The organism is Paenibacillus sp. FSL H7-0357 (assembly GCF_000758525.1).
GTDB lineage: Bacteria > Bacillota > Bacilli > Paenibacillales > Paenibacillaceae > Paenibacillus_AQ.
Genome location: NZ_CP009241.1, coordinates 3,119,900 through 3,140,607 on the forward strand (window position 1 = coordinate 3,119,900; position 20,708 = coordinate 3,140,607).

A 20,708-nucleotide genomic window follows, 5' to 3' on the forward strand; every position below is an offset into this window, starting at 1 on the left:
GCTTCGATTGTATAGAACAAACCGTTATCATGCTGAATTGCGCAGCACGATAACGGTTTTTTTTACAATAGGCAAACAAAAACCGTGACACCCTATACGGGGCACGGTTTTGTTATGCGTATAGCAAGCAGGTTGCAGGTTGAGGGACGCATATCCAGTCAGGGAATTACAGCCCTGTTTGTGCAGTCCTACAGCCCCGGCTTGTCCTACTGTTCCAGGCGGTAACCGCCATGAAATACAGGGCCGACATATTGATTGAAGGCGTAACCGCTGCGGATGGCTGCGGAGACGAAATCCTTCGCTTTGACTACTGCGTCATGCACAGACAGGCCGTTCGCCAGGCCGCCGGTAATGGCAGCTGCAAACGTGCAGCCTGCTCCGTGATTGTATGCAGGTTCAATCTTGGCGGTCTCAAGTACAGTATATTCGGAGCCGTCGAAGAAGACGTCAATCGCAAGGTCTCCACCTAGCGCTTTACCGCCTTTGACAACAACATTTTGGGTTCCCAGCAAATGGATCAGGCGCGCCGCCTCTTTCATTTCTTCAATGGTTGTGAGCTTGCCTAGTCCGGAAAGCACCCCTGCTTCAAACAGGTTGGGAGTGGCTACGGTAGCCAGCGGCAGCAGCAAATCACGGATGGCATTTGCGCTCTCCGGATTCAGCACCTCGTCTTCACCTTTGCAGACCATAACCGGGTCAATGACCACATTGGTCTGGAGGTTTTCCTTGATCGCTTTTTCCGCAACAAGCACAATATCCACACTGCCCAACATCCCTGTCTTCATCGCGTCCACAGGTCCACCGGCAAAGATAGTCTTTAGCTGCTCCGCCACGATGGAAGAGTCAATCGGGTAGACATTATGGTGCCAGCCATTATCCGGGTCCATGGTGACAATAGTCGTTAAAGCGCTGAAGCCGTAGGTGCCATACTCCTCAAAGGTTTTTAAATCAGCTTGGATGCCTGCGCCTCCACTGGAGTCACTGCCGGCAATGGTTAGGGTTTTTATGATCTTTGACAAAGGTAACGTCTCCTTCTTGTATATGAAATTCTAAAGCCTGATTCAGAGGGAATCATTTTAAACTCTACGATATTATAACAAAAAACAAAGCCAGCGTCCTCAAAAAAGCACACTGCGCTTGTTTCACTCCGGGCTTTCTCCTTAGGGTCAGTGGTGAATGCGGAAATGTCATAGGTAGGAGCAAGGGTTCCATTCCTGCTGCGGTGCATATCAATATAGGAGAAAAGCGTGTGCTCACAAAACTTTGAGGAGGGTAACATGATAGAAATCAGCTTATGCATGATTGTCTGCAACGAGGAGAATAGCCTGCCACGCTGCCTGTCTTCGGTAGGGGCAATTGCTGATGAAATCATCATTGTGGATACCGGGTCAACGGACAACACCAAAGAAATCGCCTTGTCCTATGGGGCGGTTATTTATGATTTTACCTGGATTGATGATTTCTCAGCCGCCCGCAATTTTGCTTTCAGCAAAGCTACCAAGGAATATATCTTCTGGCTGGATGCCGATGACTACCTGAAGGACGTGGATCATGCACGGTTCAGGGAGCTGAAGCACTGCTTGCCAGACGGCGTGGAGAGTGTGAACATGCAGTACAATCTGGCTTTTGACGAAGAGGGGAGAGTCGTGACCTCTTTGCGCCGCAACCGGCTGGTCCGCAGAAGCTGCAATTTCAAGTGGATAGGTCCGGTGCACGAGTATCTGGAGGTCTACGGGCCCGCTTACAGCAGTGATGTCTGCATCACTCATGAAAAAGACAAAGTGTACACGGACCGCAATTTGCGGATCTATCAGAAGCGGGTGGCGGAGGGTGAGGTATTCTCGCCGCGTGACCAGTATTATTTTGCCAACGAACTGCGCGACCATGGAATTTATGAGGAAGCCTGCCGCTATTATGAGCTGTTCCTCGACGGAGGTTTGGGCTGGATTGAAGATAGTTACCAGGCCTGTCTTAGGCTGGCTGAATGCCGGGAGCGGCTGGGAGACAGGGAGGGAGCCTTTCAGTCTTTATGCCGCACGCTGCAGTATGATACCCCCCGGGCGGAGTTTTGCTGCCGGCTAGGTGCCTGGCATGTAGAGAAAGGCCAGCTGCTCCCGGCTGTCTACTGGTATGAGCTTGCGATTAAACTCCCGCGGAATAATGATTCAATGGGTGTGAAGAACGAGGCGTTTGCCACCTGGGTGCCTAATCTTCAGCTTGCTTTATGTTATGACCGGCTGGGCCAGCGCGAGAAAGCTAATCTATTTAATGAAGCCGCTTTGCTCTATCATCCCGTCCATCCCAGTATGCTCTACAACCGCAATTATTTCAAAAATGTGCTCGGAGACAATTATGTAGAGCTGCATTCACGGGAAGCTGCTGAAAAGGAAGCGGAATAACACGTTGCTCGCCCAGCCCCTTGGCCACTTTGCTGTTTGAATTAGGGGCTTTTGAGCAGACCTACTTGCACTTTGCGGCTGCATCCGGACTCCAATGCAGCTATTTCGGATAAACAGCATCATTCAGCGAGGAATCGGACCTCATGGACGTTATGCTCTACATTTGGCGATAAAAGGCCGCCTTTTGGCGAGAATAACGGCTATGCAGTCCGCCGGCAAGGAATACAGCTCGTTCGTGGTAAGATAGCGGCTCCTTAGTCCGGTAGAGGCAGCAAACATAATAAGCCAGCTTACTGGAACAGCATTTTCTGAATGCAGGAGACAGAACCATCTGTTCCGCCAGCTGCTTGCGGTAGTTTCCATCCCATAATCCCTGAACAGGCGGCAAAAGGCCCGCTGCATCTATCATATGCAGCAGGCCTTTTAGACTTTAATGACTGTGTGCAGCCTGTCCGGTGCTGTCCACCAGCAGCTGGGGTTCACTGCTTCGGATGAAATCCAGCACCTTGTCAAAGATGATGCGGTGTCCTTCTTTATTGGGATGAATCCCGTCCCGGCAGATGAACTTGGTGAAATCCGGCTGCTGGAGAAAAGCGCCCCGGACATCAATGATTTTGGTTCGGGTGCTCTCGGCGACCTTGATAATCGTGGAATTGTATCTTTCCTGCCACCAGTAGATTTTAGTGATGCTGCCGAGCCATTTCAGAATATTCACTTCCGACGCCGGGTTGTTTCCGCTGACCCATTTGAAATAGCTGTCCGCATCCAGCGGAGGGAGACTCATCAGAATAGGCATAATCCCCTGGCTTTTCAGGAAATCAATCATATCCAGCAGCATTTTTTCGAAAGCCGTGAAATCGGTCTTGGGATTATGCTCTGCCTCAGGGTTATTCATAATTTCCTCCCAATGAAAGTCGCAGTCATTTCCCCCATATTCGATCAGTACCACATCCGGTTTCTCCTTCAGCACATCCCGTTTCAGATTGCCGAAGCCCTTGAGCAGAGTGTTGCCGAATCTGGCCGTATTGCGCAGCGCTCCCTTCAGATTGCCCTGAAGCAGCGACACGTAATTTTCTTCCAGAATGACATATTTGCTTCTCGCTTCATCATAGACCACCCCTTTGGAGATGGAATCGCCGCTCACCATATATTTAAACTGGGGCACGGCAGTTTGTTTGTCCGATACGTTCATATGACTAGCCTCACCTCCGATAGCTATATTGTACTTAATCTTAGTGTAATCCATTCGTCCAAGGATTGCCTATGTATATATGTCATGGATTTAGGGGCTGAAGAGGTCCAGTCACTTCTTTAATAATGCCATATCCTATATAGAGTTAAATTTGTGACAAGGAGGCGTTTTGTAATGACCCAGGTTGTTGATTTCAGTAAAAGCTCAATATCCAGCTTCAGCCAGACGATTTCCGTGCCGGTCCTTGGTGCTCCTTCAAGCAATACACTGACCCAGTTTGGGCTCGCGACAGCGCAGGGAGGCAGTGTCCTGCTCAATGCTTCGGTTGGCGTTCAAACCACACTCGGAAGTCCGGACCTGCTGTTCACGATTTTGCGCGGGGCAGCTGCTATTTTTTCAATTCGTGCAAGTGCGCTGAACGCCGGACAATTTGACCCGATTAGTTTCTCGTATGTGGATTCCAATGTGCCTGCCGGATATTTTGCCTATACACTGACTGTCTCGATTGTTAACAATGCTGCGCTTAATTCTGCAAATCTGGTAGGTCCTGTGGATTTCTCAGGACTATCGTTGGTGTGAAGCCATGACACAACTTATTGATTTCGGAAAAAGCATCCCGTCGAGCTTCAGCCAGTCCGCATCATTGCCCGTAAACAGCTTGCCAAACAGCACTGTTCTGGGACAATTCGGTTTAGCTGTAGGCGCTAATGGCTCAGTTTTACTTCAAGGCACCGTTGGCCTGCAAAGCACTGGACCAAACAGCTCCGACATTATTTTTACAATCTCGCGCAATGCGGTGCAGGTCTTCACCATTCGATCCAGCGGGCTGGCAGTAAACGACTTTGAAGCCGTTCATTTCTCCTTTGCAGATAGTGGAATCCCTGCCGGATATTATGGATATGCTTTAACCGCTTCTTCAATTGGTACGGTGAACCCGCCGGTTATTATCGGTCCGCTTTTATTCTCGGGGCTTTCCATACTTTAATTTTTGGAGGCTGCCGGAGCAATCATGCTCCAGGCAGTTTTTTTTATGCTCCAGGGCTGTACCTATACTATAATTTTCCGTTTTCTCACCGCTTAGGCAAAGTTTTTTCTCATTGGACAAATAATAACCACATACACATGAATGGAATTGTATTATACCTGATTGCGAAGGAGGTGAGCTGCGCGTTGTCCTGCGGGAAACTCTCTGCTTGCAGCAGACGGAAAGGAGTTTAGAAAATATGCCCTTTACAACGGGGGCGGTTTACAATCCGCCGGCCGGACTCAACCATATCGACCGAATACAGATTTCCTGCTTGAATGATTCGATTATAGCCGCAATTAATATCAATTTGCAGATCTTTCATTTTCGGGGTAATAATTTTACCCGCGTCCCGGTGGGCGAGTCCTTATTTCAGGTCAATCCCCAGCAGCTTGTCGTTCAGACCTTTTCTGTGAACCTTGCTGATTATTATGAAGCCCAGATCAATTTCTACAGTGCCGTTAATACTGTCATAAATGTGTTCGCCATGGATGCAGCCGGGAACATCGTTAACAGCATTCTTCAACCTGAGTTTACATACATCGATCGCTTAACAATTATCTCTACTTGAAAATGGGGTGATACGAATTGGTGAATGTCAATATTACCGCCGGGCTTCCGGGCAATCATATTGAACCTTCCATCGCAGTAAATACGTTGAGTCCGAATATTCTGTGTGCGGTGGCGGTGGATGACAGCACAGGTACAGCTTTGACCGGATTCTACAGATCTATTGACGGGGGGCAGACATGGTCGGCTACTATTCTGCCGCAGGCTCCGGGGTATATGAGTGCTGAAGCACCTACCATAGACTATACCTTTCCCAATACCTTTATTGTTGCCGTGCATTTTTTTAATGATTTTGATGACGGTACCATTGCGACCTATACCTCTTTTGACAACGGCGTGACCTTTAATCCACCTGTTATCGTGCGGCAGGGTTTTGGTCTCTATATCCACAATGATGAGCCTTTTCTTGCCGTGGACCGCTCACCCTCCAGTCCGTACCTGGGAAATGCCTATGTAGGCTATACGCCGCTTTATGATCTGGCGCAGAACTCGGCGATTTTCTTTCAACGTTCCTTGAATCAGGGAGTAAGCTGGGAACCTCCGCAGCGGATATCAGACCCGAGGGGGAGGCTTGAGCGTGCTGCTCTGGCAGTCGGACTCGCCGGTGAGGTATATGTCGGTTATATTGAGCTTGGACCGTTACCCAAATACGCTTATATCCGGGCTTCGCTGGATGGCGGAGTCACCTTTAATCCACCCGTTACCCGCGGCGCTACATTTATCGCCAATACGGTTCCGGTGCCCAGTCCGCTGCCCGTACCGAATTATGCCTTCCGTGTGCAGACAAATCTCAGCCTTGGGGCAGATATTTCTGCCGGATCTTTCGGCGGGTTCGTCTATGCGGTGTGGAATGATTTCCGGCTGGGGTATGCAGACATCTTTTTCTCGCGGTCGCCGGATGGTTTGCTCTGGTCACAGCCGGTCAGCATAACAGGTGCGCCGGCAGGCTCGCAGAATTTTTCACCTTCGATTACGGTGTCAGCTTCCAACGGAACAGTGCGGGTAATATATTATACGAACCGTCTGGATGGTTTCCTGCTGGATGTCTTCGTGGCGGAATCCATCAACAGCGGCTTGTCCTTTGTGAACCGGAGAGTATCGGATGTGTCTACGAATCCGAACGGGAATTCACCTACACCAGTTCCGCTCATTGGAGATTATATTACCGCAGCAACGATCTTCCCGGATACACTGGGAGCTGTATGGAACGACACGCGGCTTGGGAAACAGGATGTTATTTTCGGGAATTGAACATATGTATGTAAGCCGCAACAGCATAAACAGCAGCTCAACGCCAAATTTCGGCAGTTGTGCTGCTGTTTTGCTTTTGAGGAAATCGTTATTTCCTGCATGCCCTAAAGCTGTTCATCTTGCGCACCAGTGCAGACTTGGGCTGATTGTCAACAGGTGTGCCTTGGAGGAAATTTTTGATACTCCGCTCCATGATTCTGACGCTGTTCTCCCAGGTCCATCCGGCAGAATCGTTTTCTCCCTGCATGGCTAAGCGGGCTCTGAGCAGATGATCCTGGCTCAGGCGGAGGACATCCTCGGCGAGCCGGTTCTCGTACCGGTAGGAGAGCAGACAATTCTCTTCATGACGGGCATATTCCAGATTGCCGCCGGAGTACACAGAGACGAGCGCCGCCCCGCAGCGCATGGCTTCCAGTCCCGGAAGGGACCCGGTATCAAAAATGCTGGAGCTGACAAAGATATCCGCCCCATTGTAGTGATAGCAGAGCTCTTCATCATTCAGCGGTGTGAAGAAGCGGTATTTGCCGCTGGCCTTCATCTGCTGCAGGGAATCCGAGGTATAGAATTCATCCGGCGGACTGATGAAGTTGATATTTACACCGGGAAGATTCTGTTTGACGATATCCAGCTGTTGTACCAGATAATCCTGTTCGCGATGCCAGGAGAAGCCGTTCTCAACCTTGCGCAGAATGGCAGTAATGTTCAACGGCTCCTGCAGCTTGTGGCGGATACGCATATTATTAAAGGAGGAGCTGATGCCGACAGGCACAATACTTCCTGATATCCCATGATTTAATTCAATCAATTCTTTCTGCCACTGTGATAGAACGATCAGCTTGCCGGTGGTATGATAACTGGGAAAGGATACATGATTTTCCGGCAAAAAAAGCGGCTCGTAACATAAGGACAGGCGTACATGAATTCCCTTTCCATTCTTGCTGGCGGCTTCAGCCACAGGCACAGTGGTATAGAAATTGGAAACAATGACATCGCTGGCCGGAAAGTCGGTTTCACGCAGCAATGTGTGGTCGGTGCGGAGCAGGGTGGAGTGGATCTCATAGGAAATGTCTCCCCCCAGCGGCATGAGAATCACAATCTGGTGGCCCAAAGCTGTCAGACCATTGGTAAGCTCCACCAGCATCCGTTGCGCCCCGCCATGGCATAGGGTGAGAATGGGGAATGTGAACCTCATCGATGATCGCCTCCCTTCTGGAGAATATAGCATCAGCAGCGATGCTTTTTGTATACTATTTTATTCAGAAGGATAGGAAAAGTACTGGGTATCCGGTCATTAATCAAAATCGGGACTAGCGAACAGGAGGCAAAGAGGATGAGTGAAATGATTGCGGAGTGTATGAGAAGGCTGGATCAATCCCTGGAGTATGTGGAGAAAGCTGTCGGCAAGCTGCCGGAAGAGAAGATATGGTTCCGTCCCCGACCGAAAATGAATGCGATCGGCAACCTTTGCCTTCATATCGCAGGCAGCGAATACCAGCATCTGGTCAGCGGGATTGGCAATCAGCCGGTGATCAGGGACAGACCGGGTGAGCTTCTGGAGACAGGCGGACATAACCGGGAAGAATTGCTCACCCTGCTAAGATCGGTAAGAGCCGAGAGCTGGTCCGTTGTCCGGAAGCTCACGGCTGCAGATTTGGAGCGGGTAGCTACCATTACCTACCCGGAGAATTCCGGCGTGGACAGCTACCAGTGGAGCATCCAGAAGATACTGATCGGTGCGGCAGAGCATTATTCCTATCACACCGGGCAGATTGTGTATGCAGCGAAGTGGCTGCAGGAGGAAGACGCACATCTTTTGAACTGGAAGCATTACAATTAATCATTTCCCGAGAGCGGTCAGCAAGGCAACTGTTTCCCGAATTTCAGGAAGAGTGATTTCCTCCAGGGAGACATCAATCATAGGCTTGAAGGTCTGAAGCTTTTGCAGAAATTCTGCAGTGTGGAACAGCCCCTGGCCCGCTTTTCCGTGACGGACATGGTTCCCTTCGCGGTAGATATCCTTCAAGTGGGCCAGGATCATCCGGTCACCCAGCAGACTGAAGGCACTGTCCACAATTTCATCCTGCCGGGACACATCGTCACCGATCCAATTGCAGGGGTCGAACACGACGCCTATGGAGCTGGAAGGCACCTCATCCAATAGGCGGCGCATTTTTTGCGGGGTGGATAAGGTGTGGGTACTGACGCCTTCGATCCCCAGAAATACGCCCCATTTCTCCGCTTCCTCGGCCAATTCTTCCACCGTAGTCCGCAGCGTTTCCCAACCGATCTCCTCGTAACGGTAAGGCTCCATCTCTTGAAACGTATGCAGGTCCCCGGTTTCTGTAGCTACCATCGGTGCGCCGAACTGTCTGGCAAACTGCAAGTGTTCCTTGAAACGGTCGATTTCTGCCCTGCGGACCACCGGGTCCGGATGAACGGGGTTGATGTAGCAGCCGAGAACACCAATACGGATCCCTGCCTTGTCGAATTGCTCACCGATATAATTGGCCAAGCCGGGACTCAGTTTGCCGGGGGAAGTGTCGATATCCTGTATTGCCTTGGACAGGGCGAGCTGCACGAAGCTGATATCGTGGGCCTGCAGTGTGGAGGTTAAGGTCTGGAGCGGCAGACAACCTGCTGAATGCGCCAAAGTTCCGTATCGAATGATGAACATCTCCTTTTGAATTTTCTGGATTTATATTATTATTACTATTAATATTAATAACGCTTACAAGAACTTGCAATAACAAAGACTAAGTTTAGGAGATTATGCTATGAATACTATTGAACTGCGTAAGCAGGAACTGGAAAACTGCCGTCCTGAACCGACACTTGATGCACAGTCAGCCGACAATTACTGGGATGGAATCCTTGCGGAATATGAACAGAAGCCGCTGCACGTTACCACTGTTCCCGAAGAAACACCCTATCCGGGCATGGAGGTTAACAAAGTCAGCTTCAAGGGATTTGATGAAACCACGGTGTATGCCTGGCATATTCAGCCGTCCTGGAGTGTAGAAGCCGGGCAGGCGCTGCCTTGTATCGTTACATTTCCGGGTTATACCGGAGACCGGGGATACCCGGAACGTTATGCCTCATGGGTGCTTCTCGGCTATGCTGTTCTGGCTGTAGATGTGCGGGGCCAGCTGGGTGAGACGGGAAACCTGCTGCCCCAGAGCAGCGGCGTTGCCAAAGGCTGGATCACCCAGGGGATCCTGGAGAAGGAGCACTCCTACTACATGGCTGCGGCGATGGATGCCGTCCGGGCCGTGGATACCGCCGCGCAGCTGCCCGGCATAGATCCCTCACGCATCGCTGTTACCGGCGGCAGCCAGGGAGGCGGACTTTCCCTGCTGGCAGGCGCGCTGAACCCGCGTGTCGCTGCGGTCGCTGCCGACATTCCGAATCTTTGCCGGCTGGATTTCGGGGTGCTGAATTCAACCAGCTCTTTGACAGAGATCGCTGATTACATCAAGCGGTACCCTGAGCATCTGGAACGCATTCTGCATAATCTTGCCTATTTCGATATCGTGAATCTGGCGCACCGCTTTACTGCACCTGTAATGATGTCTGTCGGCTGGAAGGACACGGTATGTATGCCGGAAACGATCTATGCGGCGTATAACCGCATTACGGCGCCCAAAGAAATCTGGGATTACCCATTCTCCGGACATGAGGTCGGCGAGTTCCATAACCGTCAGAAGGCTATATTTTTTGAGCGGCATTTGGGGACAGGGCAGCTGCTTTAGGTAATTTTTATACCCTTGATCTGGAGTAACACCAGGTCAAGGGTTTTAATTTTAGCTATATAGATTGAACTTGAGAATTACATTTAGGGAAGAGTGGCGGAGGGGGATTTTGGAACTGTAGGAGCGACAGCGTCCGCCTTTAGGTTTGGATTTCTACCGCGATTCGCGGTTATTTCAGGAAATCCAAACCTAACAGCGGCCGGAAGTCCAAACATTCACTGTAGTCACGGCCATTCCCAAAATAGAAGAATGATAAGTTCAATCTATATAGAGCGTTGCCCGAAGGGGTATGGTGTATATGTTATAATGAGGGAGCTTTAGAACTTATTAAGGATTAGTCTACAATCACAGGAGGGATCGCTAATGGAGAAGGACGGAAACAAGCTTCCTGCAGAGCTCGTAGTGGACCATTTCAAATACAGCAAAGAGAACGAGAGGCTGGTGCAGAAAAGCTTCTGGAGCAAAACCAGGAAATTCGCCGGAAAAATTCCTTTTACCAAAGATGCGATTGCGATGTACTATTGCGCCATTGACGCCAAAACTCCATTGTGGGCAAAAGGTATTGCCTTCGGAGCACTAGCCTATTTCATCTCTCCGATTGATGCTATTCCTGATGCCTTACTTGGTCTGGGACTGACAGATGACGCAGCTATTATTGCGGCAGGCATTCGGGCAATCGCCGGACAGGTAACGGACGAACACCGGGAGAAGTCAGAGGTTTTCTTCAACGGGGATAAATAAAAGCAGGTCATACAAAAAAAGGTGCAGCATCAAACCTGCACCCCTGTTTCTGAATCAACTAGGGCAGCTTTCTTTGGAAAGCTGTTTTATTTTGTATTCTTCGCCCCAATCCCTCATCAGCATAATGATCGGGATCAGTGTCCGGCCGAATTCGGTCAGGGAATACTCGACCTTTGGCGGCACTTGATGGTAGACCTCGCGGTGCACCACTCCGTCTTCCTCCAGCTCACGGAGCTGCAAGGTCAGCATCCGCTGGGTAATGCCGGGACAGATACGGCGGAATTCATTGAACCGTTTCTTGTCATCCATTAAATGGTATAGAAGCACGCCCTTCCATTTGCCGCCAATAACGTCGAGCGTAAATTCTACGGGGCACGCTGTTTCGTTGCCGTCCGGGCATTGGCCAAATCCGCCTTTTCGATCTCGCATTCGGGGATCACTCCTATAGTATCAATTTGTATACTACATAACAAAAATGTGCGTACTACAAAATCAATTATATATACATTAATATTATGCTTGTAAGCCATAATCAGTCAAACTAAACTTGTCCAGTTATAGAAAGGGAGTATGTAAGATGGAAGCCAGTGCGACAGCAGCAGCCAAGCATGAAATCCTATCCGCCTTTGAATTCAGACATGCGACGAAAGTGTTTGACAGCAGCCGGAAAATCAGCGAGGATGATTTTCAGTTTATTCTGGAGACGGGACGGTTGTCTCCAAGCTCCTTCGGGTTTGAGCCCTGGCGGTTTGTTGTGGTACAGAACCCGGAAATCCGCGAGAAGCTGCGCCCCTTTGCCTGGGGGGCCCAAGGACAATTGCCAACCGCCAGCCATTTTGTGCTGATCTTGTCCAGACAACCCGGAGATATGGCCGCCGGATCGGATCATATCCGGCATATGATGGAACAGGTGCAGAACCTGCCACCCGAAGCTGCTGAAGGTAAGCAGCAGACTTACGATTCTTTCTTGAAAGTCGACTTTGGTCTGAAAGACAATGAGCGGGCCATGTTCGAGTGGGGGGCCCGCCAGACGTATTTGGCTCTCGGCAATATGATGACCGCTGCGGCGATGATTGGCATCGATTCCTGCCCGATAGAAGGCTTCGACAAGGCGAAGCTTGAAGAGGTACTGGCTGCTGAAGGTATTATGGACCCTGAGCATTTTGGGATATCCTGCATGGTAGCCTTTGGTTACCGGGTCAATGAGCCGCGCGGGAAAACTCGGCAAACTGCCGGGCAAGTGATTCAGTGGGTGTAAAGTAAAGAGGAGTAATGTAAATGGAAGAAACCTCTCCATGTGAGCGGGCAGTGTGAGAACACGATCCCGTTCTGGAGAGGTTTCTTTTTAGGATGTAAGGATTTATTTTGTTCTACACTCATGAAAATACATAGAAGCTTCGAAAAATAATTGAAAATTTACTGAAAGTTCTGCTACTCTAATATAGTCAGTATTTTTACATAGGATATTCATTTTAAGACTGAAGGGATTCCTGCATCATGAAAATCATCCGCATTATTGCCGAGGTCGGAATATTGTACGCGTTCTATCTGGCCGGAGACTATCTGCAAAAGCTGCTGCATCTCCCGGTTCCGGGCAGTATTGTCGGGCTTCTGCTTCTGTTTATATTGCTGCTCTGCAAAATCGTGCCGCTCAAGCTGATTGAGAATGGCTCATCCTTTATTCTGGCCTATCTTCCGATGTTCTTCATTCCGGCGACTGCCGGGATTATGAACCACCTCGATATTTTCAGCGGCAGAGGACTCCTGCTGATTGCCATTCTCGTGGTGAGCAGTGTGCTGACCATGGTCGTAACGGCCCATTCCAGCCAGTGGTTCACCGGCCGCAGCGCCAGACGCAGAAGCAGAAACAGCTACCGCACTGGAAGCCTTAGAGAGAAGGGGAAGGAAGCATGAGATTTTTGCTCGCAGTTGGCTTTATCCTGCTTAATGTGGGGATTTATCTCCTGATGTCCATGCTTTACAAACGTTATCGTTTCCCCGTACTCCTGCCGGCCCTGACGGCAACCTTTACAGTGGTTGTGCTGCTGATGGGCTTTCATATTTCCTACGACACTTATATGATTGGCGGTGAGTGGATCAACAAGCTGCTTGGACCTGCAGTTGTCTCTCTCGCTTACCCGTTGTACAAACAGCGTCATGTGTTGTGGCAGAACCTCCCCGCAGTGCTCGGGGGTACGGTAACCGGACTTCTGGTCGGGATGTTCAGCGGCCTGCTGATGGCGGCAGGAATGGGATTTTCCAAATTATATGTTCTTTCAGTCCTGCCGAAATCGATTACGACCGCTGTAGCGATTCAAATTTCCAGCAATCTGGGCGGAGATTCTTCGCTGACTTCTGTATTTGTGATGATTGCCGGATTCACCGGAGCCATCGGCGGTCCTTACATCATCAAGCTGTTCCGCATCCGGGGCGAGTCCGGCATCGGGATCGGTCTGGGCACGGCTTCACATGCACTTGGTACGGCAAAAGCCTTGGAATACGGCGAGCAGTCCGTCTCCATGAGTTCCGTAGCGATGACGGTGTGCGCAATCGTCGGCTCCATTATCGGACCGCTTGTGGCCTGGATCATGTATCATTAATACCTCTGGCCTAGCCGTTCACCTGCAGCCGGATCACATTCCAGGACGCCTTAGGAAGCAGGGCGCTTACGCGTCCGCCGTCTGCCGTGGCAGTGCCGCGGTCATGCGGCAGGACTGTCCCCGGGTTGCTTCGGGTGTTCGTTACATGAATATCCTCATGTTCCAGTACGGTATGCTGGATCACGGTAACAGCCCCGAAGCTGCGCAGGTCCACAGCTAGCTCCAAGCCTTCTGCCAGATGGCGGTTAACGGCAAACACAGTTACCTCGTTCAGCTCTTCGTTGTATACACTGATCGCTTCCAGATAGGGAACATCGGTGAAATCCTTGGAATCATATTTCGGACTGGAAATGAGCGGGTGCAAAACAGTCCCGCGGCCATAGACAGAAGCATGCATATAAGGGTAGTACGTGGTCTGCAGCCAGAGCGGGCCGCCGTTTTCGGTCATAATTGGTGCAATGACATTAATAAGCTGGGCAATGCAGGCCATCTTCACGCGGTCCGCGTGCTTCAGCAGCGAGATTAGACAGCAGCCCACAACAAGCGCATCCTCCAGCGTGTACACATCCTCGAATTCCGGCGGGGCGACCTGCCAATGCTGCTCGGCGCGGCTTGAACCCTGGGACTTCCACACATTCCATTCATCCATGGAGAGATAAATCTTTTTCCTGCTCTTTTTCTTGGCCTTGATATAATCGCATACAGCGGCTACACTGTCGATAAACTGGTCCATATCCAGGGAGCGGGCCAGGAAATTAGGGGTATCGTCTTCATTGTTATTGTAGTACGTATGCAAAGACAAGAAATCCACATTATCATAGGTGAGATCCAGCACAGTAGCTTCCCACTCAGCGAAGGTGTTCATCCCGCTGCCTGAGCTGCCGCAGGCGACAAGCTCAAGCGAAGGATCCACCCAGCGCATAGCTTTAGCTGTTTCATTGGCTAGGCGCCCGTATTCGACTGCCGTCTTGGCCCCGATCTGCCATGGACCATCCATTTCATTGCCAAGACACCAGGTTTTGAAGGCATGGGGGGCTGCATAACCGTGGGAGATCCGCAGATCACTCCAGTAAGAGCCGGAGGGATGATTGCAATACTCGACCAGATTTCTGGCCGCATCGATCCCGCGGGTACCGAGATTGACGGCCATCATGACTTCGGAACCTGCCAGCTTAGCCCACTCTGCGAATTCATTAGTACCCATTTGATTGGTTTCGGTCGTCCACCAGGCGAGTTCAAGAGAGCGCTTACGCTCAGCCTTGGGACCAACTCCATCTTCCCAGTTGTAGCCTGAGACGAAATTTCCGCCGGGATAACGGATAATCGGGACATTGAGCGTGCGGATGGCCTGCAGGGCATCTCCGCGGAAGCCGTTCTCATCTGCCGTTGGATGTCCCGGTTCGTAAATACCGCCATAGACAGCCCGTCCCAGATGTTCAATGAAAGAACCGTAGACCCGCGGGTCCACCTCAGCCAGCTTAAAATCCTTATCGACAATCATTGAGGATTGTATCGTCATGAATTATCTGCTCCTTCGTATAGGATTAATGATTATATTAATCCGTTAAAGTTTTAACTGATTACATAATACGTATGTCAAGCTATACTAAGCAATATAAATATTAAGGATTAATAAAAATGTTAATTCAATTACGGATAATGGAGGATAGGATATGTATTTAACAACGGATTCAGAATCCCTTAAGGTCTATGAAGCGCTGGCGAGTGAGGTCAGATTGCGGATTATTGAACTGCTTGGCACGCAGGAAATGCATATTAAAGAGCTGGCAGCCAGACTTTATCTCAGCAGTGCAATCGTGAGCTCCCATGTCGCCAAGCTCCAAAAGGCAGGAATTGTAAGTTCGCAAATGAAGAGAATTGACGGAGGGACCTACAAGTTCTGTTCACTGTCGGCCAATTTCCTGCAGATTAAGCTGTCGGGATCAAAGGGTATCGCCAGAAAAGTGGTCGAGGTGTCGGTGCCTGTCGGCCATTATACCGATCTGCAAGCTTCGCCGACCTGCGGCATTGCCACAACGGAGAAGCTGATCGGGTATTATGATGATCCGCGTTATTTTCTCGATCCGGAACGGGTGGATGCGGGGATTTTATGGTTCGCCAAAGGTTACGCCGAGTACAAGGTTCCAAATTATCTTTTTATGGACCAGACGGTTCAGGAGATCGAGATCTCTATGGAAATCGGCTCAGAGGCACCGCATGTGAACGAGAAATGGCCTTCAGACATCAGCTTTACCTTGAATGGTATGGAGCTGGGGAAATGGACCAGTCCCGGTGACTTCGGGGTGATGAGAGGACGCCTTACTCCGGCCTGGTGGAACTCGGATGTCAACCAATATGGGCTGCTCAAGGTCCTAAGGATTAATAAAGGCGGTACGTATGTGGACGGGCAGCAGATCTCTGCGGTCACTCTTGATGATGCGGGTTGGGAGCAGGATCACTGGATCTTCCGGCTCACTGCGGAGGACACCACCCGAAGGCGGGGCGGTTTAACCCTGTTTGGCCGCGGGTTCGGGAATTATGAGCAGGACATTGTCTTCCGGGTATATTACGAATAGCCGACCTGCAATATTACAGGACTATCCTGCAAAATGTTTGCAAACCAGGTCAACGGGTAACTATAACTATGTGGCCCAAAAAAGTCTAGGAGGAATTCACATGTCAGATCACACGCAAAACGAAGCGGATCTCCGCAATAAAGAAAACAAAGACGGTGATTCTCTCGCCGAGCGCAAAAAGATGGAGAACGGCGTCGATATTGAACCGGAGGCTGATGACTGGGTGGCTAAACCTGCAGAATCGGCTCATCCAGACCCGCTTCCCAAAAATTAATCCAAGTGAACTGCCAAAGCAGACTATCCTTTCGGGGATAGTCTGTTTTTTAGCTTGGGAAATTATACAGCTGATTGCGGTGATGCAAGATTTTGAAGACGCCACGGACCGTTCACGATGAAAAACACAGCACAAAACAGCGGTTCTTCTGCTACCGGAGAACCGCTGTTCTGCTGTTTTTACGAACTACGTAAAGCCGTCAGATCAGTTCCTGTCTCCGCTTCAAATACAGATACAGCACAATTCCCGACACGGAGCAGACCGCAGCGCATAATCCGATGAAACCATATCCCGCCTGCAGACCGCGAAGCAGGCCAAGCTCTGTTGTACTGCCATACATCGCTTTGACGGTTTCAATTACCCAGCCGATCAGGTAGTTTCCGACAACACTTCCGAGGCCCATTAAGGTCACAACAAAGGTAATGGCTATATCACTTCCATTGGGGTAGCGGCGCGCAATAAAGGCCATAACGGTAGGATAGATGATGGCGATTCCTGCCCCCGATAAAGCGAACAGAAATGCAAAGCTCTCCCCGCCAGCCAGAGCTATGAAGGTACATACTGCCGAGAAGCATGAGAATATAATCAGGGAGAGCACAAATCCGATACGGTCCGTCAGCGGACCGAGTAAGAGTCGTCCGAGTGAGAACAACAGGAAGAATGCCGACAGCATGCCGGCGGCCTGGGCGGTATCCCAGGCATACGCTTTCTCCAGAAAGTTAACCAGCCAGCCGCCTACTGCCAATTCGGAAACGACGCCAAAGGACAGGATCATGACCATCATCCAGAGCGCAGGATCATGCATCAGGGTCCGGAAGGAAGTGCGGTCCTCGTGTGGCAGTTCATCGCCGGGAAAGGTGCTGCGCAGTGCGGACAGAATCGGCAGCAGACAGAGCGACAACATGACCAGGTACATCCCCCGCCAGTCCAGCAGATGTCCAAACACACTTAACGACATCACTCCTGTAGCCAGCAGCGGCGCTATGGTCGAACTCAGTCCATAGAAGAAGTGAGATAAATTCATCATCATCCCCGTATTTTTTACAAAAATGCGTGCCCCCAGAATCGCCAGCCCAATCTCCAGCATCCCGTTCCCGATGTACATCAGAAAGTAAGAGGAAGCAAACAGCGGATAGGTATGCGACAGAAAGATCAACACACCCGAGATGACCATCGAGGCGAATGCAATAATGCTGACCGCCTTGATGCCCCATTTGCGGACGAGAATAGCCGTGAAAGAACAGGCGATCAGATAGCCTAACGCATTCAGGGAGAGCAGCGTCCCGAGTTGTTGCTCATCCAGGTTGAAATCAAATTGAATCCGCGGAATCGCCGGGCCTTTAATATTTTCCGAGATCCCGAATACAACAAAGCCTAGAAAGATGGTTACGAGCTGCATGATATAGATAGTGTTAGGTTTGCTCTTGGAATTGCTTGCTTGAGCCTTCACATTAAATAGCCTCCTGAGTTTGAGATGATGCGTATTTTATTTCCGTTCAACCAGCTGGAACCGGTAGGTCAGGCTTTCCATGGTTGTTGTAATCAGTCCAGTCATGTATTCCTGCCGGGTGTCGTTCTGGATGATCAGCTCAGGCATATGCTCGGGCGGAATGATCTCCTGGCAGCCGCTGCGCAGATCGTCCAGCATCCCTGGCGATATATTGTCACCGGTGATCACGATCGTAGCAGGATTGATAATGCTGATAATAGATACCAGTGCATGAATTGCCAGCCTGCCGGGGTCCCCGGAACCCTGGACCAGCCGCAGCTGCTCCTCTCTGGAAATGCCGTAAGGCAGGTATGACACCTCGCCGCTGAAATAGCTGTTTCCGTTAAGCAAACGTCCATTCACCATGAAGCCAGCTCCGGGGAAATGGTTCTTAGGGAAAGTCAACACGGCAAAATGACTCTCTTCCAGGAACAGCTTCTGATACAAGCCGTAAACCGTCAGATTCATATCATTCTCAATAATGATCTCTACCTCTTCATAGCGTTCCTTCAGAAGGATACCAAGGGGCTGATCTGCCAGCGCCGGCACATCACATATACCAATACGGTCATGCTGAACTACCCCCGGTATGCCGATGCCAATCGCCTGCACATTCGGATGAGCCTCTATGATCTGATCCAGCCAGTCTTCGAGGGTGCCCAGAGTAATCTGATCGAATACCTTAGCGGTCTCCTCGATCACTTCACCGTTTAGATTCGCGAGCACATAGGAAATGGATTGAACGCCGCTCTCGGAACGCACGATCATACAGATCATGAAGGAATAATCCGCGTTGAACTGATATTTTCTCGCCGGTCTGCCGCCGCTGGATTCCTCCCATCCAAGTTCAAGGATTTCACCGGTCTGGACCAGTTCATTCAAGATCGTGCCGCATGTGGCCACGCTCAATCTGGTCTGCTCTGCAATGGATGCTTTCGTGCCTGTGCCGGACGTGCGCAGCATGTTTTTAACCAATTCAACATTTATTTTCTTCACCAGCTGTGTGTTGTGGGATGGTTGTGACATCTAGGAACCCTCCTTCGGGATATTGATTATCATGCTATTTTTTAAAAGAGTTTTAACAAGTGTATTGTAGTTACTATTCTGCGAAGAAGCAAGACATTATTATATGGATTGAACTTGAAAACATAAGGATAGCGATGTAACGCAGCGCTAACGCAGTTCGCTCGGTGTCCGCAGCTTGACCTGTTTAAATACACGGTTGAAGGTACGGATATTGGAGAAACCGCATTCCAGCGCGATATCCAGAATGCTTTTGTCCGTGCTGAGCAGTAGCCGTTCTGCCTGATTGACCCGGATACTATTGAGGTACGCGATGTAACTCATGCCCGAGATGCTTTTGAAGAAACGGGAGAAATAGAACAGGCTCATGTTGGCGTGACGTGCTGCGTCGGCAAGTGTGATGGGATGCATGTAATTGACGTCGAGGTATTCAAGGACCTCCTGCATGATCTTCATATTCGTAATGCGCCGCTTATCCTTATGAGGATTGACTATGTCCAGAGGCATATTCCGTAGAATCAATGCGCACAGCTCGTGCAGCAAGCCGATCATAAGCTGTTCATGATGCGGAAGCTTCTGAACATGTTCCTGCAGCAGTTCCTGCATGATCGCGGACAGGCGGCTGTTAATGACCTCATCTTCCGGTGTGGCTGGACGGTTCTCCCTAAAAGGGGAAGTGAGCCGCATATTCAGGGGCCAGCCTGCAGGAAACCCGATCAGTGAAGGGTTAAAGATAACAAAGATAAGCTTGGATTTGTTGTCCTTGCTGTCATAGTAGTGAATATCTCCGCTGCTGCAAACGGCCAGATCGCCTGCCAGAAGTACCCGTGTTTCCGAGTTGATCCCCATCCGGATCGAACCCTCCAGTACATAGATAATCTCCAGATCATTATGCCAGTGGGCCAGAAAATCTATATTTGCACTCACAAATGCAGTGAAGGGAAAAGCTGATCCATACGTTCGGTTTTCGTGAAAAGCTCTCATAATTTCTCCTGTTCTGATGTTCCGCTATTTACACATAAACTTAGCAAAAAATGACCAGTCATTCAAGCAAAATGGCGAGCAGCCGGTACCCTTTTGGATTACAATTTCTTCAGGTAGACACGGTTATTGATTCCAGGACAAAAAGGAGAACTTGATATGGCGAAGAAAGCATTGATTGTAAAAGGCGGATGGGATGGTCATGAACCGAATGAGGTTGCAGCGATTTTTGCCGGCATTCTGGAGGCCGAAGGGTTTGAGGTTGAGGTATCGGATACGCTGGACAGCTTCAATAACGCCGAGGCGCTTAAGGAATTAAGTCTGATTGTGCCGGTGTGGACAATGGGTGAAATCGCGGGTGAACAGGTGTCTTCAGTTCTTGCAGCTGTGGCTTCCGGGGTAGGCATTGCCGGTTGTCATGGCGGGATGTGCGATTCCTTCCGTAATAATACAGAATGGCAATTTTTGACCGGATCGCAGTGGGTGGCACATCCCTTCAACGATGGAGTGGATTATGAAGTGAATATTGTGAGATCCGGCTCCAGTCCGATTGTGGAAGGCATCCCGGATTTCATGGTGAAGTCAGAACAGTATTATCTGCATGTAGATCCAGCGGTAGATGTACTGGCTACAACTACTTTTGTGCTGAGCGAAGGGGAGCATTCGGCGAACGGGGTCATCACCATGCCAGTGGTATACACGAAGAAATGGGGCAAGGGCAAGGTATTCTATAATTCACTTGGACATCATGCGGATGTTTTTGATATTCCGGAAGCCAAGGAACTGATGCGTAAAGGCTTTTTGTGGGCTGCCAACTAAAACCGTGATAAGGGGAGAAT

23 protein-coding genes are annotated in these 20,708 nt (G+C 50.1%); 14 read left to right on the plus strand and 9 right to left on the minus strand.

Annotated features, from left to right (window positions below; all coding sequences use genetic code 11):
* Window positions 1-206 precede the first annotated feature (206 nt).
* On the minus strand, window positions 207-1,019 hold the full coding sequence (gene thiD, locus H70357_RS13345) for a bifunctional hydroxymethylpyrimidine kinase/phosphomethylpyrimidine kinase (protein ID WP_038590041.1): 813 nt from the start codon (window positions 1,017-1,019) through the stop codon (window positions 207-209).
* 258 nt (window positions 1,020-1,277) lie between these two features.
* Here thiD and H70357_RS13350 point away from each other — a divergent pair, with 258 nt between their 5' ends.
* Entirely contained in the window at window positions 1,278-2,399 is a 1,122-nt protein-coding gene (locus H70357_RS13350) for a tetratricopeptide repeat-containing glycosyltransferase family 2 protein (protein ID WP_052092006.1), read from the plus strand.
* Window positions 2,400-2,829: 430 nt separating this feature from the next.
* On the opposite strand, the gene H70357_RS13360 is transcribed toward H70357_RS13350, so the two are convergent.
* Window positions 2,830-3,591: an SGNH/GDSL hydrolase family protein gene (locus tag H70357_RS13360; protein ID WP_038590046.1), complete on the minus strand. Its 762-nt coding sequence runs from the start codon at window positions 3,589-3,591 to the stop codon at window positions 2,830-2,832.
* 174 nt (window positions 3,592-3,765) lie between these two features.
* On the opposite strand from H70357_RS13360, the gene H70357_RS13365 reads away from it, so the two are divergent.
* The 4 genes from H70357_RS13365 (at window position 3,766) to H70357_RS13380 (ending at window position 6,436) form a co-directional block, all read left to right on the plus strand.
* Window positions 3,766-4,170 (plus strand): hypothetical protein, encoded by a 405-nt coding sequence (locus tag H70357_RS13365; protein ID WP_038590050.1) that lies wholly within the window; start codon window positions 3,766-3,768, stop codon window positions 4,168-4,170.
* Window positions 4,171-4,174: 4 nt separating this feature from the next.
* On the plus strand, window positions 4,175-4,576 hold the full coding sequence (locus H70357_RS13370) for a hypothetical protein (RefSeq protein ID WP_038590053.1): 402 nt from the start codon (window positions 4,175-4,177) through the stop codon (window positions 4,574-4,576).
* Window positions 4,577-4,814: 238 nt separating this feature from the next.
* Complete coding sequence (locus tag H70357_RS13375) at window positions 4,815-5,186, plus strand: hypothetical protein (protein WP_038590056.1); 372 nt, start codon at window positions 4,815-4,817, stop codon at window positions 5,184-5,186.
* A gap of 17 nt (window positions 5,187-5,203) precedes the next feature.
* Window positions 5,204-6,436, plus strand: a complete 1,233-nt coding sequence (locus H70357_RS13380) for a beta propeller repeat protein (RefSeq protein WP_052092007.1) — start codon at window positions 5,204-5,206, stop codon at window positions 6,434-6,436.
* A gap of 88 nt (window positions 6,437-6,524) precedes the next feature.
* Here the strand turns inward: H70357_RS13380 and H70357_RS13385 are convergent, their stop codons facing one another.
* Window positions 6,525-7,628: a glycosyltransferase family 4 protein gene (locus H70357_RS13385; RefSeq protein ID WP_063848043.1), complete on the minus strand. Its 1,104-nt coding sequence runs from the start codon at window positions 7,626-7,628 to the stop codon at window positions 6,525-6,527.
* Between the two features lie 138 nt (window positions 7,629-7,766).
* On the opposite strand from H70357_RS13385, the gene H70357_RS13390 reads away from it, so the two are divergent.
* The gene (locus H70357_RS13390) at window positions 7,767-8,273 is read left to right on the plus strand and encodes a DinB family protein (protein ID WP_038590059.1); all 507 of its coding nucleotides are present in this window, start codon (window positions 7,767-7,769) and stop codon (window positions 8,271-8,273) included.
* Here the strand turns inward: H70357_RS13390 and H70357_RS13395 are convergent, their stop codons facing one another.
* A complete protein-coding gene (locus tag H70357_RS13395; protein WP_052092008.1) occupies window positions 8,274-9,110 on the minus strand; it encodes a sugar phosphate isomerase/epimerase family protein in 837 nt (278 codons plus the stop codon). It lies immediately after the preceding gene.
* Between the two features lie 100 nt (window positions 9,111-9,210).
* Here H70357_RS13395 and H70357_RS13400 point away from each other — a divergent pair, with 100 nt between their 5' ends.
* Entirely contained in the window at window positions 9,211-10,185 is a 975-nt protein-coding gene (locus H70357_RS13400; protein ID WP_038590062.1) for an acetylxylan esterase, read from the plus strand.
* Between the two features lie 363 nt (window positions 10,186-10,548).
* A complete protein-coding gene (locus H70357_RS13405) occupies window positions 10,549-10,926 on the plus strand; it encodes a YkvA family protein (RefSeq protein WP_052092009.1) in 378 nt (125 codons plus the stop codon).
* A 54-nt stretch (window positions 10,927-10,980) separates the two neighbouring features.
* Here the strand turns inward: H70357_RS13405 and H70357_RS13410 are convergent, their stop codons facing one another.
* The gene (locus H70357_RS13410; RefSeq protein ID WP_038590065.1) at window positions 10,981-11,355 is read right to left on the minus strand and encodes a winged helix-turn-helix transcriptional regulator; all 375 of its coding nucleotides are present in this window, start codon (window positions 11,353-11,355) and stop codon (window positions 10,981-10,983) included.
* 148 nt (window positions 11,356-11,503) lie between these two features.
* Between H70357_RS13410 and H70357_RS13415 the strand changes: the two genes are divergently transcribed.
* From H70357_RS13415 to H70357_RS13425, 3 genes are all read left to right on the plus strand, one after another.
* Window positions 11,504-12,184 carry an NAD(P)H-dependent oxidoreductase gene (locus H70357_RS13415; protein ID WP_038590067.1) on the plus strand — a complete coding sequence of 227 codons (681 nt, stop codon included), beginning with the start codon at window positions 11,504-11,506 and terminating at the stop codon, window positions 12,182-12,184.
* A 239-nt stretch (window positions 12,185-12,423) separates the two neighbouring features.
* Entirely contained in the window at window positions 12,424-12,840 is a 417-nt protein-coding gene (locus tag H70357_RS13420; protein WP_038590069.1) for a CidA/LrgA family protein, read from the plus strand.
* Window positions 12,837-13,526, plus strand: coding sequence for an LrgB family protein (locus tag H70357_RS13425; RefSeq protein WP_038590072.1), 690 nt, complete (start codon window positions 12,837-12,839; stop codon window positions 13,524-13,526). The genes H70357_RS13420 and H70357_RS13425 overlap by 4 nt, the downstream gene beginning before the upstream one ends.
* 10 nt (window positions 13,527-13,536) lie before the next feature.
* On the opposite strand, the gene arfA is transcribed toward H70357_RS13425, so the two are convergent.
* Entirely contained in the window at window positions 13,537-15,045 is a 1,509-nt protein-coding gene (arfA, locus tag H70357_RS13430; protein ID WP_038590075.1) for an arabinosylfuranosidase ArfA, read from the minus strand.
* 154 nt (window positions 15,046-15,199) lie between these two features.
* Here arfA and H70357_RS13435 point away from each other — a divergent pair, with 154 nt between their 5' ends.
* On the plus strand, window positions 15,200-16,102 hold the full coding sequence (locus H70357_RS13435; RefSeq protein ID WP_038590078.1) for an ArsR/SmtB family transcription factor: 903 nt from the start codon (window positions 15,200-15,202) through the stop codon (window positions 16,100-16,102).
* 100 nt (window positions 16,103-16,202) lie between these two features.
* Window positions 16,203-16,376: a hypothetical protein gene (locus tag H70357_RS36290; protein ID WP_173139976.1), complete on the plus strand. Its 174-nt coding sequence runs from the start codon at window positions 16,203-16,205 to the stop codon at window positions 16,374-16,376.
* Window positions 16,377-16,575: 199 nt separating this feature from the next.
* On the opposite strand, the gene H70357_RS13440 is transcribed toward H70357_RS36290, so the two are convergent.
* The 3 genes from H70357_RS13440 to H70357_RS13450 all read right to left on the minus strand — a co-directional run bounded on the left by H70357_RS13440 (window position 16,576) and on the right by H70357_RS13450 (window position 19,872).
* Window positions 16,576-17,775 carry an MFS transporter gene (locus H70357_RS13440; protein ID WP_052092531.1) on the minus strand — a complete coding sequence of 400 codons (1,200 nt, stop codon included), beginning with the start codon at window positions 17,773-17,775 and terminating at the stop codon, window positions 16,576-16,578.
* Window positions 17,776-17,862: 87 nt separating this feature from the next.
* The gene (locus H70357_RS13445) at window positions 17,863-18,891 is read right to left on the minus strand and encodes an ROK family protein (protein ID WP_081965798.1); all 1,029 of its coding nucleotides are present in this window, start codon (window positions 18,889-18,891) and stop codon (window positions 17,863-17,865) included.
* A gap of 147 nt (window positions 18,892-19,038) precedes the next feature.
* On the minus strand, window positions 19,039-19,872 hold the full coding sequence (locus H70357_RS13450; RefSeq protein ID WP_038590081.1) for an AraC family transcriptional regulator: 834 nt from the start codon (window positions 19,870-19,872) through the stop codon (window positions 19,039-19,041).
* Window positions 19,873-20,028: 156 nt separating this feature from the next.
* On the opposite strand from H70357_RS13450, the gene H70357_RS13455 reads away from it, so the two are divergent.
* Window positions 20,029-20,688: a ThuA domain-containing protein gene (locus H70357_RS13455; RefSeq protein ID WP_038590084.1), complete on the plus strand. Its 660-nt coding sequence runs from the start codon at window positions 20,029-20,031 to the stop codon at window positions 20,686-20,688.
* Window positions 20,689-20,708: the final 20 nt, after the last annotated feature.